The following is a 21,929-nucleotide window of genomic DNA, read 5'->3' as shown; positions in this document are numbered from 1 at the left end:
GTCCCCACCCCATGACGTCCACGGTGCCCAACGCCGTCCAGCACACCGACGCGCAGCCGCCGATCACCATGTTCGGGCCGGACTTCCCCTACGCGTACGACGACTTCCTCGCCCACCCGGCGGGCATCGGACAGATCCCGGCCACCGAGCACGGAGCCGAGGTCGCCGTCATCGGTGGCGGGCTCTCCGGCATCATCGCCGCCTACGAACTGATGAAGATGGGGCTCAAGCCCGTCGTCTACGAGGCGGACCAGATCGGTGGCCGGCTCCGTACCGTCGGCTTCGAGGGCTGCGACCCCGAACTGACCGCCGAAATGGGCGCGATGCGCTTCCCGCCGTCCTCCACGGCGCTCCAGCACTACATCGACCTGGTGGGCCTGGAGACCGAGCCGTTCCCCAACCCGCTGTCCCCGGCCACCCCGTCGACCGTCGTCGACCTCAAGGGCGAGTCGCACTACGCGGAGACCATCGCCGACCTGCCACAGGTCTACCGCGATGTCATGGACGCCTGGAACGCCTGCCTGGAGGAGGGCGCGGACTTCTCCGACATGAACCGGGCGATGCGCGAGCGCGACATCCCGCGCATCCGCGAGATCTGGGCGAAGCTCGTCGAGAAGTTCGACAACCAGACCTTCTACGGTTTCCTCTGCGACTCCGAAGCCTTCAAGTCCTTCCGGCACCGTGAGATCTTCGGCCAGGTCGGCTTCGGCACCGGTGGCTGGGACACCGACTTCCCCAACTCCATCCTGGAGATCCTGCGCGTCGTCTACAGCGAGGCGGACGACCACCACCGCGGGATCGTCGGCGGCAGCCAGCAGTTGCCGCTGCGCCTCTGGGACCGCGAACCGCAGAAGATCGTCCACTGGCCGCTCGGCACGTCACTGGCCTCCCTGCACAACGGTGAGCCGCGCCCCGCCGTGACCCGGCTGAACCGCACAGCGGGCAACAAGATCACCGTCACCGACGCGAGCGGCGACATCCGTACGTACCGTGCCGCGATCTTCACCGCGCAGTCCTGGCTGCTGCTCTCCAAGATCGCCTGTGACGACGCGCTCTTCCCGATCGACCACTGGACGGCGATGGAGCGCACCCACTACATGGAGTCGTCCAAGCTGTTCGTCCCGGTCGACCGGCCGTTCTGGCTGGACAAGGATGAGGTGACCGGGCGCGACACCATGTCGATGACGCTCACCGACCGGATGACCCGGGGGACGTACCTGCTGGACGAGGGGCCCGACAAGCCCGCCGTCATCTGTCTCTCGTACACCTGGTGCGACGACAGTCTGAAGTGGCTGCCGCTCTCCCCGAACGAGCGCATGGACGTCATGCTCAAGTCGCTCGGTGAGATCTATCCGAGTGTGGATATTCGCAAGCACATCATCGGGAATCCGGTCACCGTCTCCTGGGAGAACGAGCCGTATTTCATGGGTGCGTTCAAGGCCAACCTGCCCGGTCACTACCGTTACCAGCGGCGGCTGTTCACCCACTTCATGCAGGACCGGCTGCCCGCCGACAAGCGGGGCGTCTTCCTCGCGGGCGACGACATCTCCTGGACGGCCGGATGGGCCGAGGGCGCCGTGCAGACCGCGCTCAACGCCGTGTGGGGTGTGATGACCCAGTTCGGCGGTGCCACGGACGCGACGAACCCCGGCCCCGGCGATGTCTTCGACGAGATCAGCCCGGTGGAGCTTCCCGAGGACTGAGAACGGCCGTTACGCGGGCCGGCAGACGCTGCGCTGCCGGCCCGGGCCGGAGATCTCGATCTCCATCACATCGTCCGGCTCCAGGTAGGGGAAGCGGCCGGACGGCGCCACGCCGAAGATCATGTCCGCGGTGGGCGAGTCCTGGCGCGGCTCTCCGTTGACGTGACTGCGCAGCCGGAGCTGTTGCGGGTCGCCGGCCTCGTCGGCGGTCACCACGTCGTCGTGCGGACCGACGACCGTGTTCGGTGATTTGCAGAAGAGGATCGGCTGCTCGGGCGGCTCCGAGCCGGACTCCGCCGCGTGGGCCGCGTAATTCTGGCCGATGCAGAGCAGTGCGGACGGGCGGGCCACGGGGGCGCCGATCCGCTGCCCGGTGATGTCGATCTCCGGGAGCTTCGGCTCGGCGGGGATCAGGTGCGGCTTCTCGGCGAGCGCGGAGAGGAAGGCGCCGTCGATGTCGTCGGTGATCGCCGACAGGTCCGAGTGGCGGCCTTCGGGCACACGAGCACCGGACGCTCATGGCCCGGCTCGCCGACGCGCATGAGGCGCATGGGGTTCAACTCTCCTGGAAGGTAATGCGGGTTGGGGTGCAGGTGTGCGGGTCAGCGCAGGCGGGTGAGCGCGTCGACGCCGACCGCGTGGGCCGCTGGGCGTCCGGACAGCAGCCGCAGCACCTCGTCGACCGCGCTCGCGCCCAGCCGCTGCCGGCACTCGACGCTGCCCGCCGCCTGGTGCGGGGTGAGCAGCACATTGGGGAGCGTGCGGAAGGGGTGGTCGGTGGGCAGTGGCTCGGCGTCGAAGACGTCGATCGCCGCGTCCAGACGCCCCGAGGACACCTCCGCGAGCAGGGCGTCCTCGTCGACCAGCCACGATCTGGCGGTGTTCACCAGGCCCGCCCCATCCGGCATCAGCGCCAGCTGCGCAGCGCCGATCATCCGGTGGGTCTCCTCGGTCACGGGCGCGTGCACGGCGACGATCCTGCTGCGCGAGAGCAGTGTGTCCAGGGGGACGGACTCCACGCCGAGCGACGCCGCGTCCTCCTCGGACAGGAACGGGTCGCTGACACTCACCCGCGCCCCCATCGCCCGCACCATCGCGATGTAAGCACGACCGGTACGGGACGCGCCGATCACCCCGATGTCGCTGTCGTGGATCTCGTGACGCGGTGGCGCCTGACTCGCCGTCGCCCACTCCGCCCCGCCCCGCAGGGCGTGGTCGAAGCGCTGGATGCGGTGCAGCAGGGAGAGCGTGAAGGCGAGCGCGACCTCGGCGACCGGCCGCGCCATCTCGTCCCCGGCCTGGGTGACCAGGACCTGGCGGCGGAAGACCTCCTCGGTGACGTACGGGGCGACGGCGGAGCCGGTGTGTGCCACGAGCTCCAACCGGTCGGCGGCGTCCAGGAGTTCTTTGTCGGCCTTGGGGCTGCGCCAGGAAGTGATCAGAGCGCGGGCGCCGGGGATCGCCTCGATCAGCGCCGCCCGGTCGGTGTGCTCGTCGAGGACGGTGAGTTCCGCCACGCGTTCCAACTCCTGCCACACCTCGGACGTGAAGAACTGGGCGCGCAGCTTCGGCGGTACGGAGACGACCACCCGGGGGCGGTCGGAGCGGTCGGATCGGGCGGCGTGAGGAGAGCCAGGCATCGAGGTGCTCCGCAATGAAGGCGTCATCGGTCAGCCAAGGGTAGGTCTCGGACGCCCGGGTGATCTCGTCGGCCTGTCCCGGCGACAGCGTCTCGGCCGGGTCGAGGCAGCTGATGGTCTCCAACAGGCCCTGGCAGCAGAGCACTTCGTGCACTCCGGCGATGCAGCCGCGGAACGCCCCGCGTACGTCCAAGACGGCGCTTTTGGCGTCCGTGAGTCCGGACGGCGGGCCAGGCAGCGCACCATCGCCTCGTGGTCACCGGCGCGGGCGGCCCGTACGTCGTCGAGGAGCGTCACGGCGGAGCTCGTCCACGCGGCCCACTGGCCGAGCAGCCCTCCGGCGAACCAGCGACGCGCACCGCTCGCGGTCTCGTACGGGGTGAGCAGGTCGCCGATGATGTCGTCGTCGTTGCCGGTGTACAGCGCGACCTCGTCCGCCCGGTCGGCGGCCGACACCACCCGGATGACATCGGCGGTGCGGTAGCGGTCGAACGGGGCGATCTTCAACCCCTTCGGCGCCGTCCTCTCCTTCCGAGGCACCTTCACCGACGCCACCGTCGAACACGCGCTCTCCGCCAAGGTCATCGAACTCACCGACACCTTGGCCCCCGTCGTGGGCGGCGGCGCCGACGAGCGCGAGCTCCAGAAACTGGTCGAGATCATCGACGCCACCCACATCCGGATCTCGACGCCACCCACATCCGGATCGGCTACCTCAACGGCTGGGAGCTCGCCGCCGGGCGCAAGCTGCCGCGCGGCCGTAGTCGACGGTGGGCGGTCTACGGGGAGCGGACCGGGGGAGCGTCAGCGGCACGGCGTGAGCAGACAGCGCCCCACGAGTCCCGCTCCCGCGTCCATCCGCTCCCTGAACTCCGCTGCCAGCAGCGGGAATCCGCGCAGCTCCCACAGCATCCCGGCCGCCGACCAGGAGGCTTCGCGGGCCCGTTCCAGGCTCCAGGACTCCATCAGATGAGTGAGCGGGTCCGTGACTTCCAGTAGATCGGGCCCCGCGTCCAGGTCCTCCAGGATGCGCTCCTCCAGCATCACGAGGAGATCCCCGACCCGGTCGAACTCCTCCTCCAGGTCGGGCGGAGCGCAGCCGAGCGCATGGCAGGCGTCCACCACGGCGAGCGCGAGGTCGTGGCCGATGTGCGCGTTGATCCCCGCGAGCGCGAACTGCGCGGGGTGTACGCCGGGATGGCGCCGGTACTGGAACAGCGGACGCCAGCACGCGGGCGGGCGCAGCCCCACCGCAGCGGTGTCGACCACCGTCAGATAGCGCTCGGCGAGCAGGACGTCCAGCGTGTCCGGGACGGTCCCGTACCCGCTCTGCCGCCCGAGGGTCTCCGAGACCGCCAGATAGACCTGGTTGAAGACGGCGACCCCGTCGCGCGGCGGCCAACCGGAGCGGAAGGCACGCATCCGCCCGATCACCGCGGGGGCGTCCACGGTCGCTGTGCCGGGTCCTGCGGGGTCTGCGTACTGCTCGAACTGCGCCATGCGGGCAGCGTCCCAGTCCCGGGCCGGACGTGGCGCCGACGGGCCGGGGGTTCATCGGAACGGGCGAAGAACCGCCCGTACGCCTCAGTCCTCGACACCCTTGACACCTCAGTCCTTCGCGGTGGGCTGCTCCTCGTCGTACGTGGAGGTGCCCGAGTCCAGGAGGGGTTCCTGCGTCTTGAGGTGGGCCGGCGCGAAGGCCCGCAGCACGTGGTAGCCGGTGATCACGACGATGGTGCCGAGCGCGATCCCGCTCAGCTCGAAGTTGTCGGTGATCTTCAGGCTGACCCCGCCGACGCCGATGATGATGCCCGCCGCGGCCGGCACGAGGTTGAGCGGGTTACGGAGATCGACCTTGGCGCTCGTCCAGATCTGGGCGCCCAGGAGGCCGATCATGCCGTACAGGATGACGGTGATGCCGCCGAGCACACCGCCGGGGATCGCGGCGACGACCGCACCGAACTTGGGGCAGAGCCCGAAGAGCAGGGCGAAACAGGCGGCGGCCCAGTACGCGGCGGTGGAGTAGACCCGCGTCGCGGCCATCACGCCGATGTTCTCGGAGTACGTGGTGTTCGGCGGGCCGCCCACCGCGGTGGAGAGCATGGAAGCGGCGCCGTCGGCCGCGATGGCCGTGCCCAGCTTGTCGTCGAGCGAGTCACCGGTCATCTCGCCGACGGCCTTCACATGGCCGGCGTTCTCCGCGACCAGCGCGATCACGACGGGCAGGGCCACCAGGATCGCGGACCACTCGAAGCTGGGGGCGTGGAAGGACGGCAGCCCGATCCAGTCGGCCTGCGAGACGGCGGAGAGGTCCAGCCGCCAGTGGTCGACGGCCTCGGCGCCGCCCGCCGGGGAGTGGATCTTCCCGAAGATCCCGTCGAGCGCCCAGGAGAGCAGGTAACCGAAGATCAGACCGAGGAAGATCGCGATCCGGGAGAAGAATCCGCGCAGACAGACCACGGCCAGTCCGGTGAACAGCATCACCAGGAGCGCCGTCCACTGATCCTGCGGCCAGTACGTCGACGCCGTGACGGGCGCCAGGTTGAAACCGATCAGCATGACGACCGCGCCGGTCACCACCGGCGGCATCGCCGCGTGGATGATCCGTGCGCCGAACCTCTGCACCGCGAGCCCCACCAGGAACAGCACCGCGCCCACGACGAGGACCGCGCCCGTGACGGTCGCACTGCTGCCCCCGCTCGCCCGGATCGTCGCGGCGACACCGACGAAGGAGAGCGAACAGCCGAGATAGCTGGGCACCCTGCCCTTCGTCGCCAGCAGGAAGATCACCGTCGCGACACCGGACATCATGATCGCGAGGTTCGGGTCCAGGCCCATCAGCACCGGCGCGACGAACGAGGCGCCGAACATGGCCACCACGTGCTGGGCGCCCAGGCCGAACGTACGGGGCCAGGAGAGCCGCTCGTCGGGGCGCACCACGGCCCCCGGAGCGGGGGTCTTCCCGTCGCCGTGCAAGGTCCAGCGCACGCCGAGGCCGCCCATGGTTGCTCCCTGTGTGTCCGTGCGGAGTGTTCACCGCGTATGTCCCTGCGGAGTGTTCTCCCGCGGAAAAGATCAGCGCCATGTTAGTGCCGCAGGCTGCCGGACCCTCGCAGCGCCCCAGGTGCCGGCCCCGGCACCGCCGGTCTCAGGTCCCGGTCCCGGCCTTCGCCGGAGCCGGGTCCGGGACGCCACCGCCCGTGGACGTACGGTCCGCGCCGCGGAGCACGCCCGCACCCAGTACCAGGCCGAAGGCCAGCACCGTCACCAGGCCGAACGACACGATCAGCGAGGTCGCCTCCGCCAGCGAACCGATCGCGGAGGGGGCGATGAGCCCGGAGGTGTACGTGATGGTGGCGACGCCCGCGATCGCCTGACTCGGGTTGGGGCCGCTGCGCCCCGCGGCGGCGAACGCCAGCGGGACGACGACAGCGACCCCGAGGCCGAGCAGTCCGAAGCCGCACATGGCCAGGGCCGCGTTCGGTGCCAGGACCACGAGCAGTCCGCCCACCGTTGCCAGGACGCCGCCGACCCGGACCGTCCTGACCGCGCCGAAGCGGTCCACGACCTTGTCACCGGCGATCCTGGCCACGGCCATCGTCAGCGCGAACGCCGTCGTGGACGCGGCGGCCAGTCCGGCGGAGCTGCCCATGATGTCCTTGAGGTAGACCGCCGACCAGTCCAGGCTGGCTCCCTCGGCGAACACCGCGCAGAAGCCCACCGCGCCGATGACCAGCGCCGACTTCGGCGGCAGGGTGAAGCGCGGCGGCGGCTCCTCGTCCGCGTCGCTGCGCAGGTCCAGCACCCCCTGGCAGGCGATCAGCCCGAGTGCCGTGAGTGCGAGGGCGGCGATGGTGTGGTGCAGCCTGGCATCGGTGCCGAGGTGGGCGGCGACCGTGCCCGCCGCCGAACCGATCAGTGCGCCGACGCTCCACATGCCGTGAAGACCGGACATGATCGACTTGTCGAGCCGGTTCTCCACCTCGACACCGAGCGCGTTCATCGCCACGTCCGACATCCCGGCCGTCGCTCCGTACACGAAGAGCGCCGCGCAGAGCGTCACGAGGTTCGGGGCCAGCGCCGGCAGGATCAGCGCCAGCGTCCAGAGCACCAGCAGTCCGCGCAGCGCGGTCCTGGCACCGAAGCGGTGGCTGATCCGGCCGGCCAGGGGCATGGAGAGCGAGGCGCCGATGGCGGGGAAGGCGAGGGCGAGGCCGAGCTGTCCCGCGCTCACCGAGGCGTGGTCCTGAATCCAGGGCACCCGGGTGGCGAAGCTGCCGGTCACCGCTCCGTGCACGGTGAAGACCGCGGCGACCGCGATCCTGGCCCGCTTCACCTGCTCCTTGCCAAAAACTGTGCTGCCGGAATCCGTCGTCATACCGCCGTGCCCTCCCCTGGAAAGTGTGGCCAACCGAGGTCCCGGCAGCCGTCTCCACAACACGGGCCGTAAACTATCAGGAACCCTGCCTGATAAATAGACGGCCCTGTACGGGACGGGATCTGGAAGGATCGCGGCATGCCCGCTTCACCGAGCACTGCCCGGGCCATCAACGACCGGCTCGCCCTGGAACTGTTCCAGCGGGACGGCCCCCTGACGGCCACGCAACTGAAGACGCTCACCGGACTCTCCCGCCCCACGGTCGCCGACCTCGTCGAGCGCCTCCAGGGGGCCGGGCTCATCCGGGTCGTCGGCGAGAGCGGCGCCGAGCGACGCGGGCCCAACGCCCGGCTGTACGGGATCGTCGCCGACCGCGCGCACCTCGCGGCCCTGGACGTGCGTACCGACAGCGTCGCCGTCGTCGTCGCCGACCTCCTCGGGGTGACGCTCGCCGAGGACACCCTGCCCATCGACGGCGGGACCGGCACCGGACCGGCCATCGAGCAGGCCGTCGCGCTGCTGGAGCGCACGGCACGGAGGGCGGGCCCCGCCCCCCTGCACAGTGTCGGCATCGGCGCCCCCGGGCTGATCGACCCGGCCACCGGGGAACTCCGTGACACCACCGGCCTGCCCGCCTGGCACCGGGGGCTCGTCGCCGCACTCCAGCAGCAGTTGCCCGCCACCGTGCTCGTGGAGAACGAGACCAACCTCGCGGCCGTCGCGGAACAGCGCGTCGGCGCGGCCCGCGACCGCGACACCTTCGTCCTGCTCTGGCTCGGCCAGGGCATCGGCGCCGCCGTCATGCTGGACGGCAAGCTGCGCCGCGGGGCCTCCGGCGGTGCGGGCGAGATCGGTTTCCTGCCCGTGCCGTGGACGACGGGGGTGCCCTCGGCCGTCAACTGCGACGGAGGGTTCCACTCCCTGGCGGGCTCGGCCGCCGTCTGTGAGCTGGCCGCCCGGTACGGCGTACCGGCCGAGGCGCCGGCGGGTGCGCGGGGCGGCGAACAGGACCCGGCGGCGGTCCACGCGGTCCACGCCGCGCTGGCGGGGGCCGCGAACGGCGACGCCTTCCTGGACGCACTCGCCGACCGCGTCGCGCTCGGGGCCGCCGCCGTGGTCTCGGTGCTCGACCCGGGCTGCCTGGTCCTGGCGGGCGAAGTGGGCCACGCGGGCGGCGGCGAACTGGCCTCGCGGGTCGAGGAACGGCTGGCCAGGATGTCGCCGTTGCCCACGGAGGTGAGGGCGGGGGAGCTCGGCGGAGCGGCGGTGCTGCGCGGCGCCCTGGTGGTGGCCCGTGAGGCCGCACAGGACGCCCTGTTCGCCCCGGGCAGCTGACGCACCTCCGGGACGTGCGCGCACATGGCCGTGCGGTGACCGGGGGCGTTCCGGTCGCCGCACGGCTGTCGAGCCGGGCTCAGCAGGCCCCGAGGTCCTGCCAGACACCCCATTCACCGGTGGTGCCGGGGGTTTCGCCCTTCGTCCACCACTTGGCCTTCCACTGGTGGGCGGCGTGGCTGACGGTCGCGCCCGAGCCGTACTCGGCGGCCGAGCTCCAGGCCGCGGCCGAGCAACTGCCGCCCGGGGAGGGGCTGGTGGCCGGGTCCGGTGAGGGGGTGGTGCCTGTGCCGGGTTCGACCATGGTCGTTCCGCGGGCCAGGTCACCGGCGAGGGCGTTGGCGACGGCCGCGCCGGCTGCGAAGAGGGTGGCTCTCGCACGAGTGGGGGACAGTATTTGTCGTTCCTCCTGGGGAGGTCGGCAGAACACAACTGGCAAGAGGGATGGGTCGTGTTGGGGTCCGGGCGTGCGCACACCCGGGACCGGACCTCGGAAGTGACGCAGAGATTAAGAGGACTAGACCAGTGAGTCAATAGGTCTGGACCATCTGCACCCAACTGTCCCGTGCGTACCCCTGCCGCGGGATCCTGTGAGTCAGCCCACAGGCACTCGCCCGTATGGCCGACGAGCGACCGTGGCAGACTGGTCCCGTACCAGCAGCAGCGCACTCCGGGGTCGGTGTAATTCCGAACCGGCGGTTATAGTCCGCGACCCGTCCGCATCCAGCGGCCGGTTGATCAGGTGAGATTCCTGGACCGACGGTGAAAGTCCGGATGGGAGGCAGTGCGCGGCGGGCCGTCACAGGTACGCCGCCGTCGGCGGATGCGTTTCGGGATCTCCCGGGACACCTGCATCCGTGTCTTCGGTTTGGCGTTCCCCTGTTGCGTTCCGCTTCATCTGTCGTCATCGACAGGCCCCGGAGTCCGTGCCCGAAGAGGCAGGAGGACCCGGTGGACACCGCAGCCGACATCACCGCCATGCGGCGAGCGATCACGCTCGCAGCCCGCGGTCTCGGCTCCACCAGCCCCAACCCGGTCGTCGGATGCGTCATTCTCGACGCCGCCGGGGCACCGGCAGGCGAAGGCTTCCACCAGCGGGCCGGCGGCCCCCACGCCGAGATCCACGCCCTGCGCGCGGCCGGCGGGCGCGCCCGTGGCGGCACCGCCTACGTGACCCTCGAACCCTGCAACCACACCGGCCGGACCGGCCCCTGTGCCCAGGCGCTCGCCGAGGCCGGTGTGCACAGGGTCGTCTACGCGGTCGGGGACCCGAACCCGCAGGCCACCGGCGGTGCGGACACCCTCCGTGCGGCCGGGATCGAAACCGCGCAGGGTCTCCTCGCCGACGAGGCCGAGGCGGGCAACGCCGCCTGGCTCACCTCCGTGCGCCTCGGCCGCCCGTACGTCCTGTGGAAGTACGCGGCGACCCTCGACGGCCGGATCGCGGCCGCCGATGCCACCAGCCGCTGGATCACTTCCCCCGAAGCCCGCGCCGACGTCCACCGGCTGCGCGCCGAGGCCGACGCCGTGATCGTCGGCTCCGGCACCGCACGCACCGACGACCCGCAGCTCGGCGTACGCGGCATCGACGGCGCACACCAGCCGCTCAGAGTGGTCGTCGACACCGGCGCCACCGCCGTACGGCCCGGCGCCCGCGTCCTCGACGGCACGGCGCCCACCCTGATCGCGGTCGCCGAGGACGCCGACACGGCTCATCTCCCCGAAGAGACCGTGCTCCGGCTGCCCCGCTCCGTCACCGGGCCCGGTCTCGACATCGAGGCCCTGCTCGGCGCCCTGCACGCCCGCGATATCCGCTCCGTACTCCTCGAAGGCGGGCCGACCCTGGCCGGCGCCTTCGTCGCCGCGGGAATGGTCGACAAGGTCGTCGGCTATCTCGCTCCGGTCCTCCTCGGCGCGGGCCCCGCGGCCCTTGCCGACGCCGGAATCTCCACCATCTCCCGGGCGTTGCGCCTCGATGTGACCGAGACCGAACGCATCGGCCCCGATCTGCGCATCACCGCCGTCCCCGTCCCTGCTCGGAAGGGAAACTGAGTGTTCACCGGAATTGTCGAAGAACTGGGTGAGGTCACCGCCGTCGAGAAACTCGACGACGCCTCCCGCTTCCGACTGCGTGGTCCTGTCGTCACCGAAGGCGCCAAGCACGGCGACTCGATCGCCGTCAACGGAGTCTGCCTCACCGTCGTGGACCTCGGCGAGCAGGAGTTCACCGCCGATGTGATGGCGGAAACCCTGAACCGCTCCAGCCTCGGCGCCCTGGCCGCCGGCTCCCGGGTCAACCTGGAGCGGCCCATGGCGCTCGGCGGCAGGCTCGGCGGACACATCGTCCAGGGACACGTCGACGGCACGGGCCGCATCATCGACCGCGAGGTCTCCGAGAACTGGGAGATCGTCAAGATCTCGCTGCCCGAGGACCTGACCCGTTACGTGGTGGAGAAGGGCTCGATCACCGTCGACGGCGTGAGCCTGACCGTTGTCGAGGCCGGACCCGACTACTTCACCATCAGTCTCATCCCCACCACCCTCGCCCTGACCACGCTCGGCCTCAAACAGCCCGGCGACCCGGTCAACCTCGAGGTGGACGTCATCGCGAAGTACGTCGAGCGCCTGCTCGGCGACCGCGCGGCCCAAGAGCCCGAGGAGCCGGTGAAGTGAGTGCCCTGACCTGGCTGAACTCGGAGGCGTTCACCGCCTTCGACCAGCACATCATCTGGTCGGACCTGATCGGCAACACGATCGGTCTGATCGCCCTGACCCTGGGCTGGCTCCGCTCCGTCTGGACCTGGCCCGCCCAGCTTCTCTCCGGCCTCGTCCTCGTCGCCGCCAACGTCTCCGTGCAGCAGGCGGGCAGCGTCGGAAAGCAAGTGATTGTCGTCGCCGTGGCCGTCTGGGGATGGCAGCAGTGGACCCGCGGCAGGCAGCAGGCGCAGGACGGCTCGATCGCCGTCCGCTTCGCCACCTGGCGCGAACGCGGCTATCTGATCGGCGGCGCCGCGCTCGGCACGCTCGCCGTGGGCGGCCTCTTCACCGCGTTCCCCTCGCTCTCCTGGAGCCCGTGGGCGGACGCGTACATATTCGCCGGCACTCTCGTCGCGATGCTCGCCCAGGCCCGCGGCATGGTCGAGTTCTGGTTCGCCTGGCTCCTCGTCGACCTGGTCGGCGTACCGCTGAACTTCCACAGCGGTCTCGCCTTCTCCGGTCTCATCTACGTCGTCTACGGCGCCCTCGTCCTGTGGGGCATGCGCGACTGGTGGCTGCGTACGCGGACACCCGCTCTGGAAGGAGCCACGGCATGACTGCCCAGCCCACCTGGTTGCACCCGGAACACGGCTCCCACGTCGTCGACCTCTCCCTCGACCCCGTCGAACAGGCCATCCGCGACATCGCCGCCGGACGCCCCGTCGTGGTCGTCGACGACGAGGACCGCGAGAACGAGGGCGACCTCGTCATCGCCGCCGAGAAGGCCACCCCCGAGATCATCGCCTTCATGATGAGCGAGTGCCGCGGTCTGATCTGCGCACCCATGGAGAACGACGAGCTGGAACGGCTCGAACTGCCGCAGATGGTCGACCACAACACCGAATCCATGAAGACGGCCTTCACCGTCTCCGTGGACGCCTCCGCCGCGTACGGCGTGACCACCGGCATCTCCGCCGCCGACCGCGCCACCACGCTCCGCATGCTGGCGGCCGGCGAAGCGGGCCCCGGCGACTTCGTCCGCCCCGGCCACATCTTCCCGCTCCGCACCCGCCCGGGCGGAGTCCTCGTCCGTAACGGCCACACCGAGGCCGCCGTCGACCTGGCCCGGCTCGCCGGGCTGCGGCCCGCCGGCGCCATCGTGGAGATCGCGGGCGAGGACGGCGTCATGCTGCGCCTGCCCGAGCTGGTGCCGTTCGCCCGCAAGCACGGGCTCACGATCATCTCCATCGAGGACCTGATCGCCTACCGCCGCAGCTCCGAGCCGACGGTCCGCCGCGAGGCCGAGGTCCGGCTGCCGACCGCGTTCGGCGAGTTCACCGCGTACGGCTACCGCTCCATCACCGACGGCGTGGAGCACGTGGCCCTCGTTCACGGTGACATCGGCGACGGCACGGACGTCCTCGTCCGGGTCCACTCCGAGTGCCTGACCGGCGACATCTTCCAGTCCCAGCGCTGCGACTGCGGCCCCCAGCTGCATGCCTCCATGGAGCGCATCACGCAGGAGGGCCGTGGCATCGTCGTCTATCTGCGCGGCCACGAGGGCCGGGGCATCGGCCTGCTCTCCAAGCTCCGCGCGTACGAGCTCCAGGAGCAGGGCGTCGACACCCTCGACGCCAACCTGGAACTCGGTCTGCCCGCCGACGCCAGGGACTACGCCGCGGGCGCCAGGATGCTCCTCGACCTCGGCGTCCACAGCGTCCGGCTGATGACCAACAACCCCGACAAGACCGCGGCGGTCCTGCGCCACGGTCTGGCGGTGACCGGCCGCGAGCCCATGCCCGTCCAGGCCGGCGAACACAATCTGCGGTACCTGCGCACCAAGCGCGACCGGATGGGGCACGACCTGCCCTGGCTCGACGCGGTCCCCGCGTCGACGTGCGGCAACCAGTAAAGATCACAGAACGAGCGGGAGAGAGACATGAGCGGCAAGGGCGCACCCGAACTGTCCGTACGCAACTGCGGTGACCTGCGGGTCGCGGTGATCGCGGCCCAGTGGCACGAGAAGGTCATGGACGGCCTCGTCGACGGCGCGCTGCGCGCCCTGCACGACCTCGGCATCGACGAGCCGACCCTGCTCCGCGTCCCCGGCAGCTTCGAGCTCCCGGTCGTGGCGAAGGTCCTCGCCGGACGCGGTTACGACGCGATCGTCGCCCTCGGCGTGATCATCCGCGGTGGCACACCCCACTTCGAGTACGTGTCCCACGGCGTCACCACCGGCCTCACCCAGGTCACCGTCGACACCGGGGTCCCCGTCGGTTTCGGCGTCCTCACCTGTGACACCGAGGAGCAGGCACTCGACCGGGCAGGCCTCGAAGGGTCCAACGAGGACAAGGGGCACGAAGCGGTCACCGCCGCCGTCGCGACCGCCGCGACGCTGCGTACCGTCAGCGAACCCTGGCGCTGAGTTCCCTCCCGTCGCCCGCCGCCACCCCTCAACCGAGGCGCTGCGCGCCCGTCTTATTGGACCCCGTATTCTAAGGACCATCATGGCGAACAAAACCTTCGAAGAGCTCTTCGCCGAGCTGCAGCTCAAGGCCGCCAACGGCGACCCCTCCACCTCCCGCACCGCCGAACTGGTGGACAAGGGAGTGCATGCCATCGGCAAGAAGGTCGTCGAGGAGGCCGCCGAAGTCTGGATGGCCGCCGAATACGAGGGCAAAGAGGCCGCCGCCGAGGAGATCTCGCAGCTGCTGTACCACGTCCAGGTGATGATGGTCGCCCGCGGAATCTCTCTCGACGACGTCTACGCCCACCTCTGAGCCGACGCACCTTCCCGCTCCGTACACGCAGAACACCCCTTCGCACAAAGGAAACCTGACCTCATGCTGCGCATCGCCGTCCCCAACAAGGGTGCACTCTCCGGGCCTGCGATGGCGATGCTCCATGAGGCCGGCTACCAGCAGCGCAAGGAGTCGAAGGAACTCGTCCTGGTCGACCCGGAGAACGAGGTCGAGTTCTTCTATCTGCGACCGCGCGACATCGCGATCTACGTCAGCTCCGGCCGCCTCGACATCGGCATCACCGGCCGGGACCTGCTGCTGGACTCCGGTGCCGATTCCGAGGAGATCCTCCAGCTCGGCTTCGCCCGCTCCACGTTCCGCTACGCCACGAAGCCCGGCACGGCCGAGGGCCCGCAGGACTTCGACGGCATGACGATCGCCACGTCCTACGAGGGCATCGTCGCCAAGCACCTCGCAGAGGTCGGCGTCAACGCCTCCGTCGTCCACCTCGACGGCGCGGTCGAGACCGCCGTCGAGCTGGGCGTCGCCCAGGTCATCGCCGACGTCGTGGAGACGGGCACCAGCCTGCGCAACGCCGGACTCGAAGTCATCGGCGAGCCGATCATGAAGTCGGAAGCCGTCGTCATCCGCCGCACAGGCGCCCCCGACGACGACCCCAAGGTCCAGCAGTTCCTCCGCCGCCTCCAGGGCGTCCTGGTCGCCCGCAGTTACGTGATGATGGACTACGACTGCCGCGTGGAGCACCTGGAGCGCGCCGTGGCCCTCACCCCGGGCCTGGAGTCGCCGACCATCTCCCCCCTGCACCACGAGGGCTGGGTCGCCGTCCGTTCCATGGTCGCCGCCAAGGAGGCCCAGCGGATCATGGACGACCTGTACGAACTGGGTGCCCGCGCCATTCTCACCACGGCCATCCACGCCTGCCGCCTCTGACGGCCGGAGAACACCGAACACCGGAAGACAGAGAACCTGATGACCGCCCCCGCGTCCCGGCCCGAACTGCCCGTCCTCCCGGTGACCTTCAGGCCCACCCTCACCCGGGTGGTCCTGCTGACCGTCGGTCTGGCGATGTTCGTCGTCATCACCGTCGTCGCCCTGGCGCTGGAGAAACTGAGCGCGGGGGAGCGGACCAGCTTCATCTTCGTGGCCCTGCTCTTCTTCGGCGTCCTCGCCCTGCTCAGCAGGCCCAAGGTCGTCGCCGACGAGACCGGGGTCATGGTCGTCAACCTCACCCGTACCCGGAGGCTGGCCTGGGCGGAGATCCTCCGCGTCAACCTGCGGGTCGGAGACCCCTGGGTCTTCCTCGACCTCAGCGACGGCACCAGCCTGCCGGCCCTTGGCATCCAGCCCGGAATCGCCAAGGAACAGGCCATCCGCGACGCCCGTACGCTCCGTGCACTCGCCGAATTCCACGGCACCGGAGCGGACGCCGGTACGGAGAACGGCTGAGCCCCCTGCCCCGTACGGCCCCTTCTTGACTACTCTTGAGGGCGGCGGCGCCCTGTGCGCCCCGCCCCGCACGAGAGGTCCACGAGGCCGGCGGGGCTTTCCTGCGACCCAAGGAGTGACTCCCTCCAGCAATGGACGGATCGTCCGGTAGTACCTGCGCCGCCCCAGCAGAGCCCACGCTCTCCCCGGAGGCGGCGGTATGACCACCCCCCTGCTGCTGCTCGCTGCGGCATTCCTTCTCATCCTCGCCAACGGATTCTTCGTGGCAGCCGAATTCGGGCTCGTCACGGTGGAGCGGCAGGACGCCGAACGCGCCGCCGCCGAAGGCGACCGGCGGGCCCGTACCGTCGTCGCCGCCCTGCGCGAACTCTCCTTCCAGCTCTCCGGCACCCAGCTGGGCATCACCATCACCTCGCTGGTCGTCGGCATGCTCGCCGAACCGGCGCTCGCCCAGCTGCTCGCCGGACCACTCACCGCCACCGGACTGCCCGTAGGGGCCGTCCCCGGGGCGGGCGTCGTGATCGGCATGCTGCTGGCCGCCGCCGTGCAGATGGTGATCGGCGAACTCGTACCGAAGAACTGGGCGGTCTCACGGCCGCTCCAGGTCGCCCGGTTCGTCGCCGGCCCCCAGCACCGCTTCGCCGCGGTCTTCCGGCCGGTGATCACTGCGCTGAACACTGTCGCCAACCGGCTGGTACGGCTGCTGGGCGTCGAGCCCACCGACGAACTGGCCTCCGCCCGTACCCCGGGCGAGCTGGTCTCGCTGGCCCAGCACTCGGCCGAGGCCGGCGCCCTGGAACAGGACACCGCCGACCTCTTCGTACGTACCCTGTCGCTCGCCGGGCTCACGGCGCAGCACGTCATGACCCCGCGGGTGAAGGTCAGCGCCCTCCAGTCCTCGGCGACCGCCGCGGACGTCCTCAACCTCACCCGTGCCACGGGCCTCTCCCGCTTCCCGGTCTACCGGGAACGCATCGACGAGGTCGTCGGCATGGTCCACCTCAAGGACGCCCTCGCGGTCCCCGCCGGGGACCGGCTGCGTACCCCGGCCGGCCGGATCGCCGTACCGCCGCTCCTGGTCCCCGAGACGCTTCCGGTGGAGCAGCTGCTCCACCGGCTGCGCAATGAGCAGCCGATCGCCGTGGTGGTCGACGAGTACGGCGGGACCGCCGGTGTCGTCACCCTCGAAGACATCATCGAGGAGCTCGTCGGCGAGGTCAGGGACGAGCACGACGCAGTCGGCGCCGACCGTCCCGAACTCGTCCCCGCCGTCGCCGATGACGGACGTCCCGCCTGGGACGTCGAAGGCAGCTGCCGGGTCCTCACCCTGCGCCGGATCGGCCTCGACGTGCCCGACGGGCCGTACGAGACCGTGGCCGGCCTGATCGCCGGCCTGCTGGGGCGCATCCCCGCCCCCGGTGACAGGGCCGAGCTCCCCGGCTGGCGGATTGCGGTCCGCCAGGTCGGCCACTACCGGGCCGAACAGGTCCGTTTCGTGCGCCTGACCGATGTGCCGGGACCGGCCGCCGAAGGGTTCTCCCACAGCCGGCTGGAGGCCGTGCGATGAGTCTCGTCCAGTTGCTGTTCGCCGGGCTGCTCGTGCTCGCGAACGGATTCTTCGTCGGTGCCGAGTTCGCGCTCGTCTCCGTACGCCGCAGTCAGGTCGAACCGCTCGCGGCGAGCGGATCGAGCCGGGCCAAGCAGGTCCTGTACGGGCTGGAGAACCTGCCGCAGATGATGGCGGCCGCCCAGTTCGGCATCACCCTCTGCTCCCTCACCCTCGGAGCCGTCGCCGAACCGACCGTCGCCCATCTCCTGGAGCCGGTCTTCCACGCGATGCACGTCCCCGAGGGGCTCATCCACCCCCTCGGATACGCGCTGGCCCTGGCCCTCGTGGTCTTCCTCCATCTCGTCATCGGTGAAATGGTCCCGAAGAACCTGGCGATGGCCGCCCCCGAGAAAACCGCGCTGTGGCTCAGCCCCGGGCTTGTCGGCTTCGCCCGGCTCTGCCGTCCGGTCACCGCCGCCCTGGGCGTCTGCGCCCGGCTCGTGCTGCGGCTCTTCAAGGTCGAGCCCAAGGACGAGGTCGAGGCGGTCTTCACCAGCGAGCAGCTCAACCGGCTCGTCGAGGACTCCGGGCAGGCGGGTCTGCTGGAACCGGCTGCTCAGGAGCGGCTGGAGGACGCGTTGGAGCTGGGCAGCAGGCCTGTCACCGACGTGCTGCTCGACCGGGCCTCCCTGGTGACGGTCGACCCCTCGGTCACCCCGCGCCGGCTGGAGGAACTGACCGTACGGACCGGCTATTCCCGCTTCCCGGTCTGCGCGGAGGGCGGCGGCCCGTTCATGGGTTACCTCCACGTCAAGGACGTGCTGGACCTGGAGGACGACGAACGCGCGGTCCCGCAGCAGATCTGGCGCCCGATGGCGACGGTACGCGCGGAGCTCCCGCTCGACGACGCCCTGACCGTGATGCGCCGAGCCGCGACACACCTGGCCCAGGTCGCCGACGCCTCGGGCCGAGTACTCGGCCTCGTCGCGATGGAGGACGTCCTGGAAATGCTGGTCGGCGAGGTCAGAGACCCGGCCCACCGAATCTCGGTGCCACGCCGCACGGTGGACGTACCAACGGACCAGAAAGAACACAAAGCAATGGCCGGCCGCCCCTGACCCGAGCGACGCACATCAGGCGCCGAGCGCGGCCGAACCTTCTTCGTCAGGCGGCAAAATCAACCGCCGAGCGCGGCCGAACCTTCTTCGCCGGGCGGCAAAATCAACCGCCGAGCGCGGCCGAACCTTCTTCGCCGGGCGGCAAAATCAACCGCCGAGCGCGGCCGAACCTTCTTCGCCGGGCGGGAAAATCAAGCGCCGAGCGGCGCTGAACCTTCTTCGCCGGGCGGGCAAGATCAACCGCCGAGCGCGGCCGAACCTTCAATCGCCGGGCGGGCAAAAATCAAGCCCGTCCGGCGATTGAGGACAGTCTTTCAGCCGGTCCGGCGATTGAGGACAACCCGGCCGCCGTACGCCCCGGCACCCCGCCCCCTCACGCCGCCCCCGGCTCCTGCGGCCCCCGATTCACCGGCCCCCGGCCGGACAGCACCTCGCCGTACGCCTGCATGAGATCCGGCAGCCGCAACGTGGCCAGATCATCCCGGGTAGGCACCGCCGCGTACCCCGACAGCCGCAGATCACGGTACGCGCAGGACTTCTCGTACAGGGTCCGCAGGAACCGGCCGTTGCCCAGCTCGTCGATCCACCCCTGATCCACGACATGCCCGCTGATGCTGCGGAGCTCCTCCAGGGACTCCTCGTCCCACGCGTCCCCGTTCTCCGCGGCCAGCACCCCGCCGATCGCGGTCAGTTCCAGCGGCCGGTAGCTGGGGAAGTCGACGCGGCTCGTGAACCGCGAGGAGAGCCCGGGGTTCGTGGCGAGCAGCCGGTCCATGCCCTCCGGGTAGCCCGCGAGTATCACCACGAGATGGTCCCGGTTGTCCTCGGCCCGCTTGAGGAGGACCTGCAAGGCCTCGTCCCCGTACGCGTCGCCCTTGCTGTAACCGGAGTTGGAGAGGCTGTACGCCTCGTCGACGAACAGCACCCCGCCGAGCGCCGAATCGATCAGCTCGTTCGCCTTGACCGCGGTCTGACCGAGGAACTCGCCGACCAGATCGGCCCGTTGGGCCTCCACGAGATGGTCACCACCCAGCAGACCCAGCGCGTAGAAGACCCTGCCCAGAATGCGGGCGACCGTCGTCTTGCCGGTGCCGGAGGGGCCGGAGAAGACGAAGTGCCGCTTCGGCGGCTGGACGGGCAGCCCCTGCTCGGCGCGCAGACGCGCCATGTTCAGCTGGGCGGACAGGGCCTTGACCTGACGCTTCACCGGTTCGAGGCCGACCATCCGTTCCAGCTCGGCCAGTGCCTCGGCGAGCAGGGCCGGGTCACTGGGCCCCGCCGGGAGGACCGAAGGCCCCGGCCGGCCGCCCACCGGCGACTTCTCCCGCACCCCGTCGGCCGGCGGCGGCGCGGCCATCCCGGCCAGGCCCTGCGGATCGCCGCCGAGCCACGGCTCCCGGCCGTCCACCAGATCGGTGCCCAGTAACGCGTCGCCGTCGATCTGCGTCTCCGTGCCCAGACCGTCCGAACCGAAGCCCGTCAGGGCCACGGAGGCCAGATCGGCCGAATCGTCGTACCCGTCGCCTTCGGAGATCGCCGCGAGCCGGGCGGAGGTGTCCATGAACGCCGGATCGACCCGGTGCACCGCACGGTAGAGGGGCAGGGCCGCGGCGCTGCGGCCCGTGCCCTCGTGGGCCCTCGCCAGCCAGTAGCGCAGTTCCTTGCGCTGCGGCTGCTCGCTGCGGCAGCGCATCAGGGCCGCGGAGAGCAGCGGTTCGGCCTGCCCGTACATCTCCAGACGCACCCGGGCCATGCCCCCGAACAGCCCCGCCTCGATGCCGAGCAGCGGGTCCCCCACGAGCTGCTCGGTGTTGCGTACGAGCTGGTCCCAGTCCTTGACCAGATACGAGCGGCAGGCGTGCAGGAACCGCACCTGCGGGTCCGCGTCGACCGGCGGCAGCCCGGCCAGGGCCCGGTCGAGCTCGGGCACGTGCCGGCCGTCCAGCCAGTGGGAGGCGTGCGCGAGCAGCAGGTCGCGCGGGCTCTCCAGCACGGGCTGCACCCACCAGCCCAGCCAGTACCAGGAGTTGAGGGTGCGGCGGTGGCGGGCGCGCTGGTCGCCGAAGCGTTCGCGATGGCGGTACATGCGCAGCAGCGCCGTGGTCGTGTCGACCCGCAGGGCATGGAGACCGAGCCAGCCGTCCGCCATGCCGGGATCGAAACGCACCGCGGTTCTGAACTCCTCCTCGGCCTGCGGATACGCGCCCATGGTGTAGGCGTCCACGCCGCGCAGCCAGGCGAGGTCGGCGGGGGCTTGTGCGCCCTGCGTGCCGATGTCCATCAGGTCCCCCACAAAACCGTGCCCCCAGGATGTCCCGCCCGCACAGCATGCCCACCTGGGCACGTCGAATCACTGTGCCGGGGACGGGAATTGACCGCACCGCAGTGCATCGTACCTGCGAAGGCAGCAGGCGGCTAAGGGTGTGGCCGACGGTCGACCGTGACCGTGGGTAAGCGAAAAGGTCCGCACGGGGCCGTCGAAAGAGGGGCTGCGCGCAGAACGAAGCCCCCGATCACGGGGGAACAACCGGGGGCTTCGCGTCTACGGGGGCTCCGAAAAGCCGCACATTGAGAACGTAAGACCTGTACGGCCCGTCGGTCAAGCCGAGTTGAGGGACTTCCGGACCGATTCCCGACTGCTCAGGAGGGCGGCGCCACGTCTTCACTGTGGGTGACGAAATGGTTCACCCCTGTGGTGGCGCGGGGTCCCTTCAGCCACTCGTACCCCACCTGCAACTGCCGTATCAGGGCATCGGCGAAGGGCCGCGAGGGGTCGTCGGCGAAATGCCGTTCCTCGGCGGCCGTCCAGCCGTCCCAGAACGTCCCGAGCGCGGGGCCGTCGCGGTGCCGGCCGCGTTCCCAGGAAGGGCCGCTCGCCAACTCCATCCACAGCAGCCCCGAGAGCAGCGGCCGTACCTCCCGCCGCCCCGATCCCACGCCCTCCATCAGCACCACGGGCGCGGGCTCCAGCGTCCGCGCGGGGCCGAAGCACCGCCGCGTCCAGTCGTACGGCGCGTAGTGCGCGCGCTCGCCGTGCGCGAGCGGGACGAGCACCTGCTCGCGCAATCGGTCCGTCCACGCGAAGAACTCGTCATGGGTCGCGAGGTCGTCCAGGTGCAGTACGGGCGCGTCGCCGAGCGCCGCCGAGAGCCGGGCCGCGAACGTGCTCTTGCCGGAACCGGCGTGCCCGTCGACCGCGATCAGCCGCACCGGACCGCAGGACGGCGGAAGGGTCCGCAGGCGGCGGGCATGCTCATCGAGGTCGTTCATCCGCCCAGCCTACGAGCCCGGCTGGACCAAC

General features: G+C 70.5%; 18 protein-coding genes, 3 pseudogenes and 1 riboswitch. Of the genes and pseudogenes, 12 read left to right on the top strand and 9 right to left on the bottom strand.

The annotated features are described in order from the left end of the window. Positions 1–11: 11 nt before the first annotated feature. Complete coding sequence (locus ACFT7S_RS08280) at positions 12–1,703, top strand: flavin monoamine oxidase family protein (RefSeq protein WP_382728666.1); 1,692 nt, start codon at positions 12–14, stop codon at positions 1,701–1,703. Positions 1,704–1,712: 9 nt separating this feature from the next. On the opposite strand, the pseudogene ACFT7S_RS08275 reads toward ACFT7S_RS08280, so the two are convergent. From ACFT7S_RS08275 to ACFT7S_RS08250, 6 genes and pseudogenes are all read right to left on the bottom strand, one after another. Further along, positions 1,713–2,254, bottom strand: a pseudogene (locus ACFT7S_RS08275) (fumarylacetoacetate hydrolase family protein). A 51-nt stretch (positions 2,255–2,305) separates the two neighbouring features. Next, complete coding sequence (locus ACFT7S_RS08270; protein ID WP_382728663.1) at positions 2,306–3,343, bottom strand: hydroxyacid dehydrogenase; 1,038 nt, start codon at positions 3,341–3,343, stop codon at positions 2,306–2,308. Continuing rightward, positions 3,333–3,850: pseudogene (locus ACFT7S_RS08265) on the bottom strand (dihydrodipicolinate synthase family protein); the annotation flags it as partial. The gene ACFT7S_RS08270 and the pseudogene ACFT7S_RS08265, both read right to left, overlap by 11 nt. 297 nt (positions 3,851–4,147) lie before the next feature. Beyond that, a complete protein-coding gene (locus tag ACFT7S_RS08260) occupies positions 4,148–4,843 on the bottom strand; it encodes a DUF5995 family protein (protein WP_382728660.1) in 696 nt (231 codons plus the stop codon). A 108-nt stretch (positions 4,844–4,951) separates the two neighbouring features. Beyond that, complete coding sequence (locus ACFT7S_RS08255) at positions 4,952–6,346, bottom strand: uracil-xanthine permease family protein (protein ID WP_382728658.1); 1,395 nt, start codon at positions 6,344–6,346, stop codon at positions 4,952–4,954. Between the two features lie 145 nt (positions 6,347–6,491). Continuing rightward, complete coding sequence (locus ACFT7S_RS08250; protein WP_382728655.1) at positions 6,492–7,721, bottom strand: MFS transporter; 1,230 nt, start codon at positions 7,719–7,721, stop codon at positions 6,492–6,494. Between the two features lie 138 nt (positions 7,722–7,859). Between ACFT7S_RS08250 and ACFT7S_RS08245 the strand changes: the two genes are divergently transcribed. Beyond that, entirely contained in the window at positions 7,860–9,056 is a 1,197-nt protein-coding gene (locus ACFT7S_RS08245) for an ROK family transcriptional regulator (RefSeq protein ID WP_382728652.1), read from the top strand. Between the two features lie 79 nt (positions 9,057–9,135). On the opposite strand, the pseudogene ACFT7S_RS08240 reads toward ACFT7S_RS08245, so the two are convergent. Next, positions 9,136–9,393 (bottom strand): annotated as a pseudogene (locus ACFT7S_RS08240) (carbohydrate-binding protein); the annotation flags it as partial. A gap of 324 nt (positions 9,394–9,717) precedes the next feature. Beyond that, positions 9,718–9,848: riboswitch (FMN riboswitch) on the top strand. Between the two features lie 159 nt (positions 9,849–10,007). On the opposite strand from ACFT7S_RS08240, the gene ribD reads away from it, so the two are divergent. The 10 genes from ribD (at position 10,008) to ACFT7S_RS08190 (ending at position 18,628) form a co-directional block, all read left to right on the top strand. Then, positions 10,008–11,108, top strand: a complete 1,101-nt coding sequence (ribD, locus tag ACFT7S_RS08235; protein WP_382728649.1) for a bifunctional diaminohydroxyphosphoribosylaminopyrimidine deaminase/5-amino-6-(5-phosphoribosylamino)uracil reductase RibD — start codon at positions 10,008–10,010, stop codon at positions 11,106–11,108. Then, complete coding sequence (locus ACFT7S_RS08230; RefSeq protein ID WP_382728646.1) at positions 11,109–11,729, top strand: riboflavin synthase; 621 nt, start codon at positions 11,109–11,111, stop codon at positions 11,727–11,729. It abuts the gene before it with no gap. After that, on the top strand, positions 11,726–12,370 hold the full coding sequence (locus ACFT7S_RS08225; RefSeq protein ID WP_382728644.1) for a nicotinamide riboside transporter PnuC: 645 nt from the start codon (positions 11,726–11,728) through the stop codon (positions 12,368–12,370). Before ACFT7S_RS08230 ends, ACFT7S_RS08225 begins: the two co-directional genes overlap by 4 nt. Beyond that, positions 12,367–13,665 (top strand): bifunctional 3,4-dihydroxy-2-butanone-4-phosphate synthase/GTP cyclohydrolase II, encoded by a 1,299-nt coding sequence (locus ACFT7S_RS08220; RefSeq protein ID WP_382728641.1) that lies wholly within the window; start codon positions 12,367–12,369, stop codon positions 13,663–13,665. The genes ACFT7S_RS08225 and ACFT7S_RS08220 overlap by 4 nt, the downstream gene beginning before the upstream one ends. Positions 13,666–13,692: 27 nt before the next feature. Next, positions 13,693–14,178 carry a 6,7-dimethyl-8-ribityllumazine synthase gene (gene ribH, locus ACFT7S_RS08215; RefSeq protein ID WP_382728639.1) on the top strand — a complete coding sequence of 162 codons (486 nt, stop codon included), beginning with the start codon at positions 13,693–13,695 and terminating at the stop codon, positions 14,176–14,178. Between the two features lie 82 nt (positions 14,179–14,260). Beyond that, a complete protein-coding gene (locus ACFT7S_RS08210; protein WP_056787177.1) occupies positions 14,261–14,533 on the top strand; it encodes a phosphoribosyl-ATP diphosphatase in 273 nt (90 codons plus the stop codon). Positions 14,534–14,596: 63 nt separating this feature from the next. Next, complete coding sequence (gene hisG, locus ACFT7S_RS08205) at positions 14,597–15,445, top strand: ATP phosphoribosyltransferase (protein ID WP_382728636.1); 849 nt, start codon at positions 14,597–14,599, stop codon at positions 15,443–15,445. A 39-nt stretch (positions 15,446–15,484) separates the two neighbouring features. Then, positions 15,485–15,961: a PH domain-containing protein gene (locus ACFT7S_RS08200; RefSeq protein ID WP_382728634.1), complete on the top strand. Its 477-nt coding sequence runs from the start codon at positions 15,485–15,487 to the stop codon at positions 15,959–15,961. 199 nt (positions 15,962–16,160) lie between these two features. Continuing rightward, a complete protein-coding gene (locus tag ACFT7S_RS08195) occupies positions 16,161–17,528 on the top strand; it encodes a hemolysin family protein (RefSeq protein ID WP_382728631.1) in 1,368 nt (455 codons plus the stop codon). After that, positions 17,525–18,628, top strand: a complete 1,104-nt coding sequence (locus ACFT7S_RS08190; RefSeq protein WP_382728628.1) for a hemolysin family protein — start codon at positions 17,525–17,527, stop codon at positions 18,626–18,628. The genes ACFT7S_RS08195 and ACFT7S_RS08190 overlap by 4 nt, the downstream gene beginning before the upstream one ends. A 373-nt stretch (positions 18,629–19,001) precedes the next feature. Here ACFT7S_RS08190 and ACFT7S_RS08185 read toward each other — a convergent pair whose 3' ends face one another. Both ACFT7S_RS08185 and ACFT7S_RS08180 read right to left on the bottom strand, forming a co-directional pair. Next, complete coding sequence (locus tag ACFT7S_RS08185; RefSeq protein ID WP_382728625.1) at positions 19,002–20,909, bottom strand: AAA family ATPase; 1,908 nt, start codon at positions 20,907–20,909, stop codon at positions 19,002–19,004. Positions 20,910–21,268: 359 nt separating this feature from the next. Next, complete coding sequence (locus tag ACFT7S_RS08180) at positions 21,269–21,898, bottom strand: uridine kinase (RefSeq protein WP_382728622.1); 630 nt, start codon at positions 21,896–21,898, stop codon at positions 21,269–21,271. Positions 21,899–21,929 lie beyond the last annotated feature (31 nt).

This window comes from Streptomyces sp. NPDC057136 (genome assembly GCF_042670885.1).
Classification (GTDB): domain Bacteria; phylum Actinomycetota; class Actinomycetes; order Streptomycetales; family Streptomycetaceae; genus Streptomyces.
The sequence above is the reverse complement of the archived record's forward strand: the minus strand, read 5'-3'. Positions and strand labels throughout refer to the sequence as shown.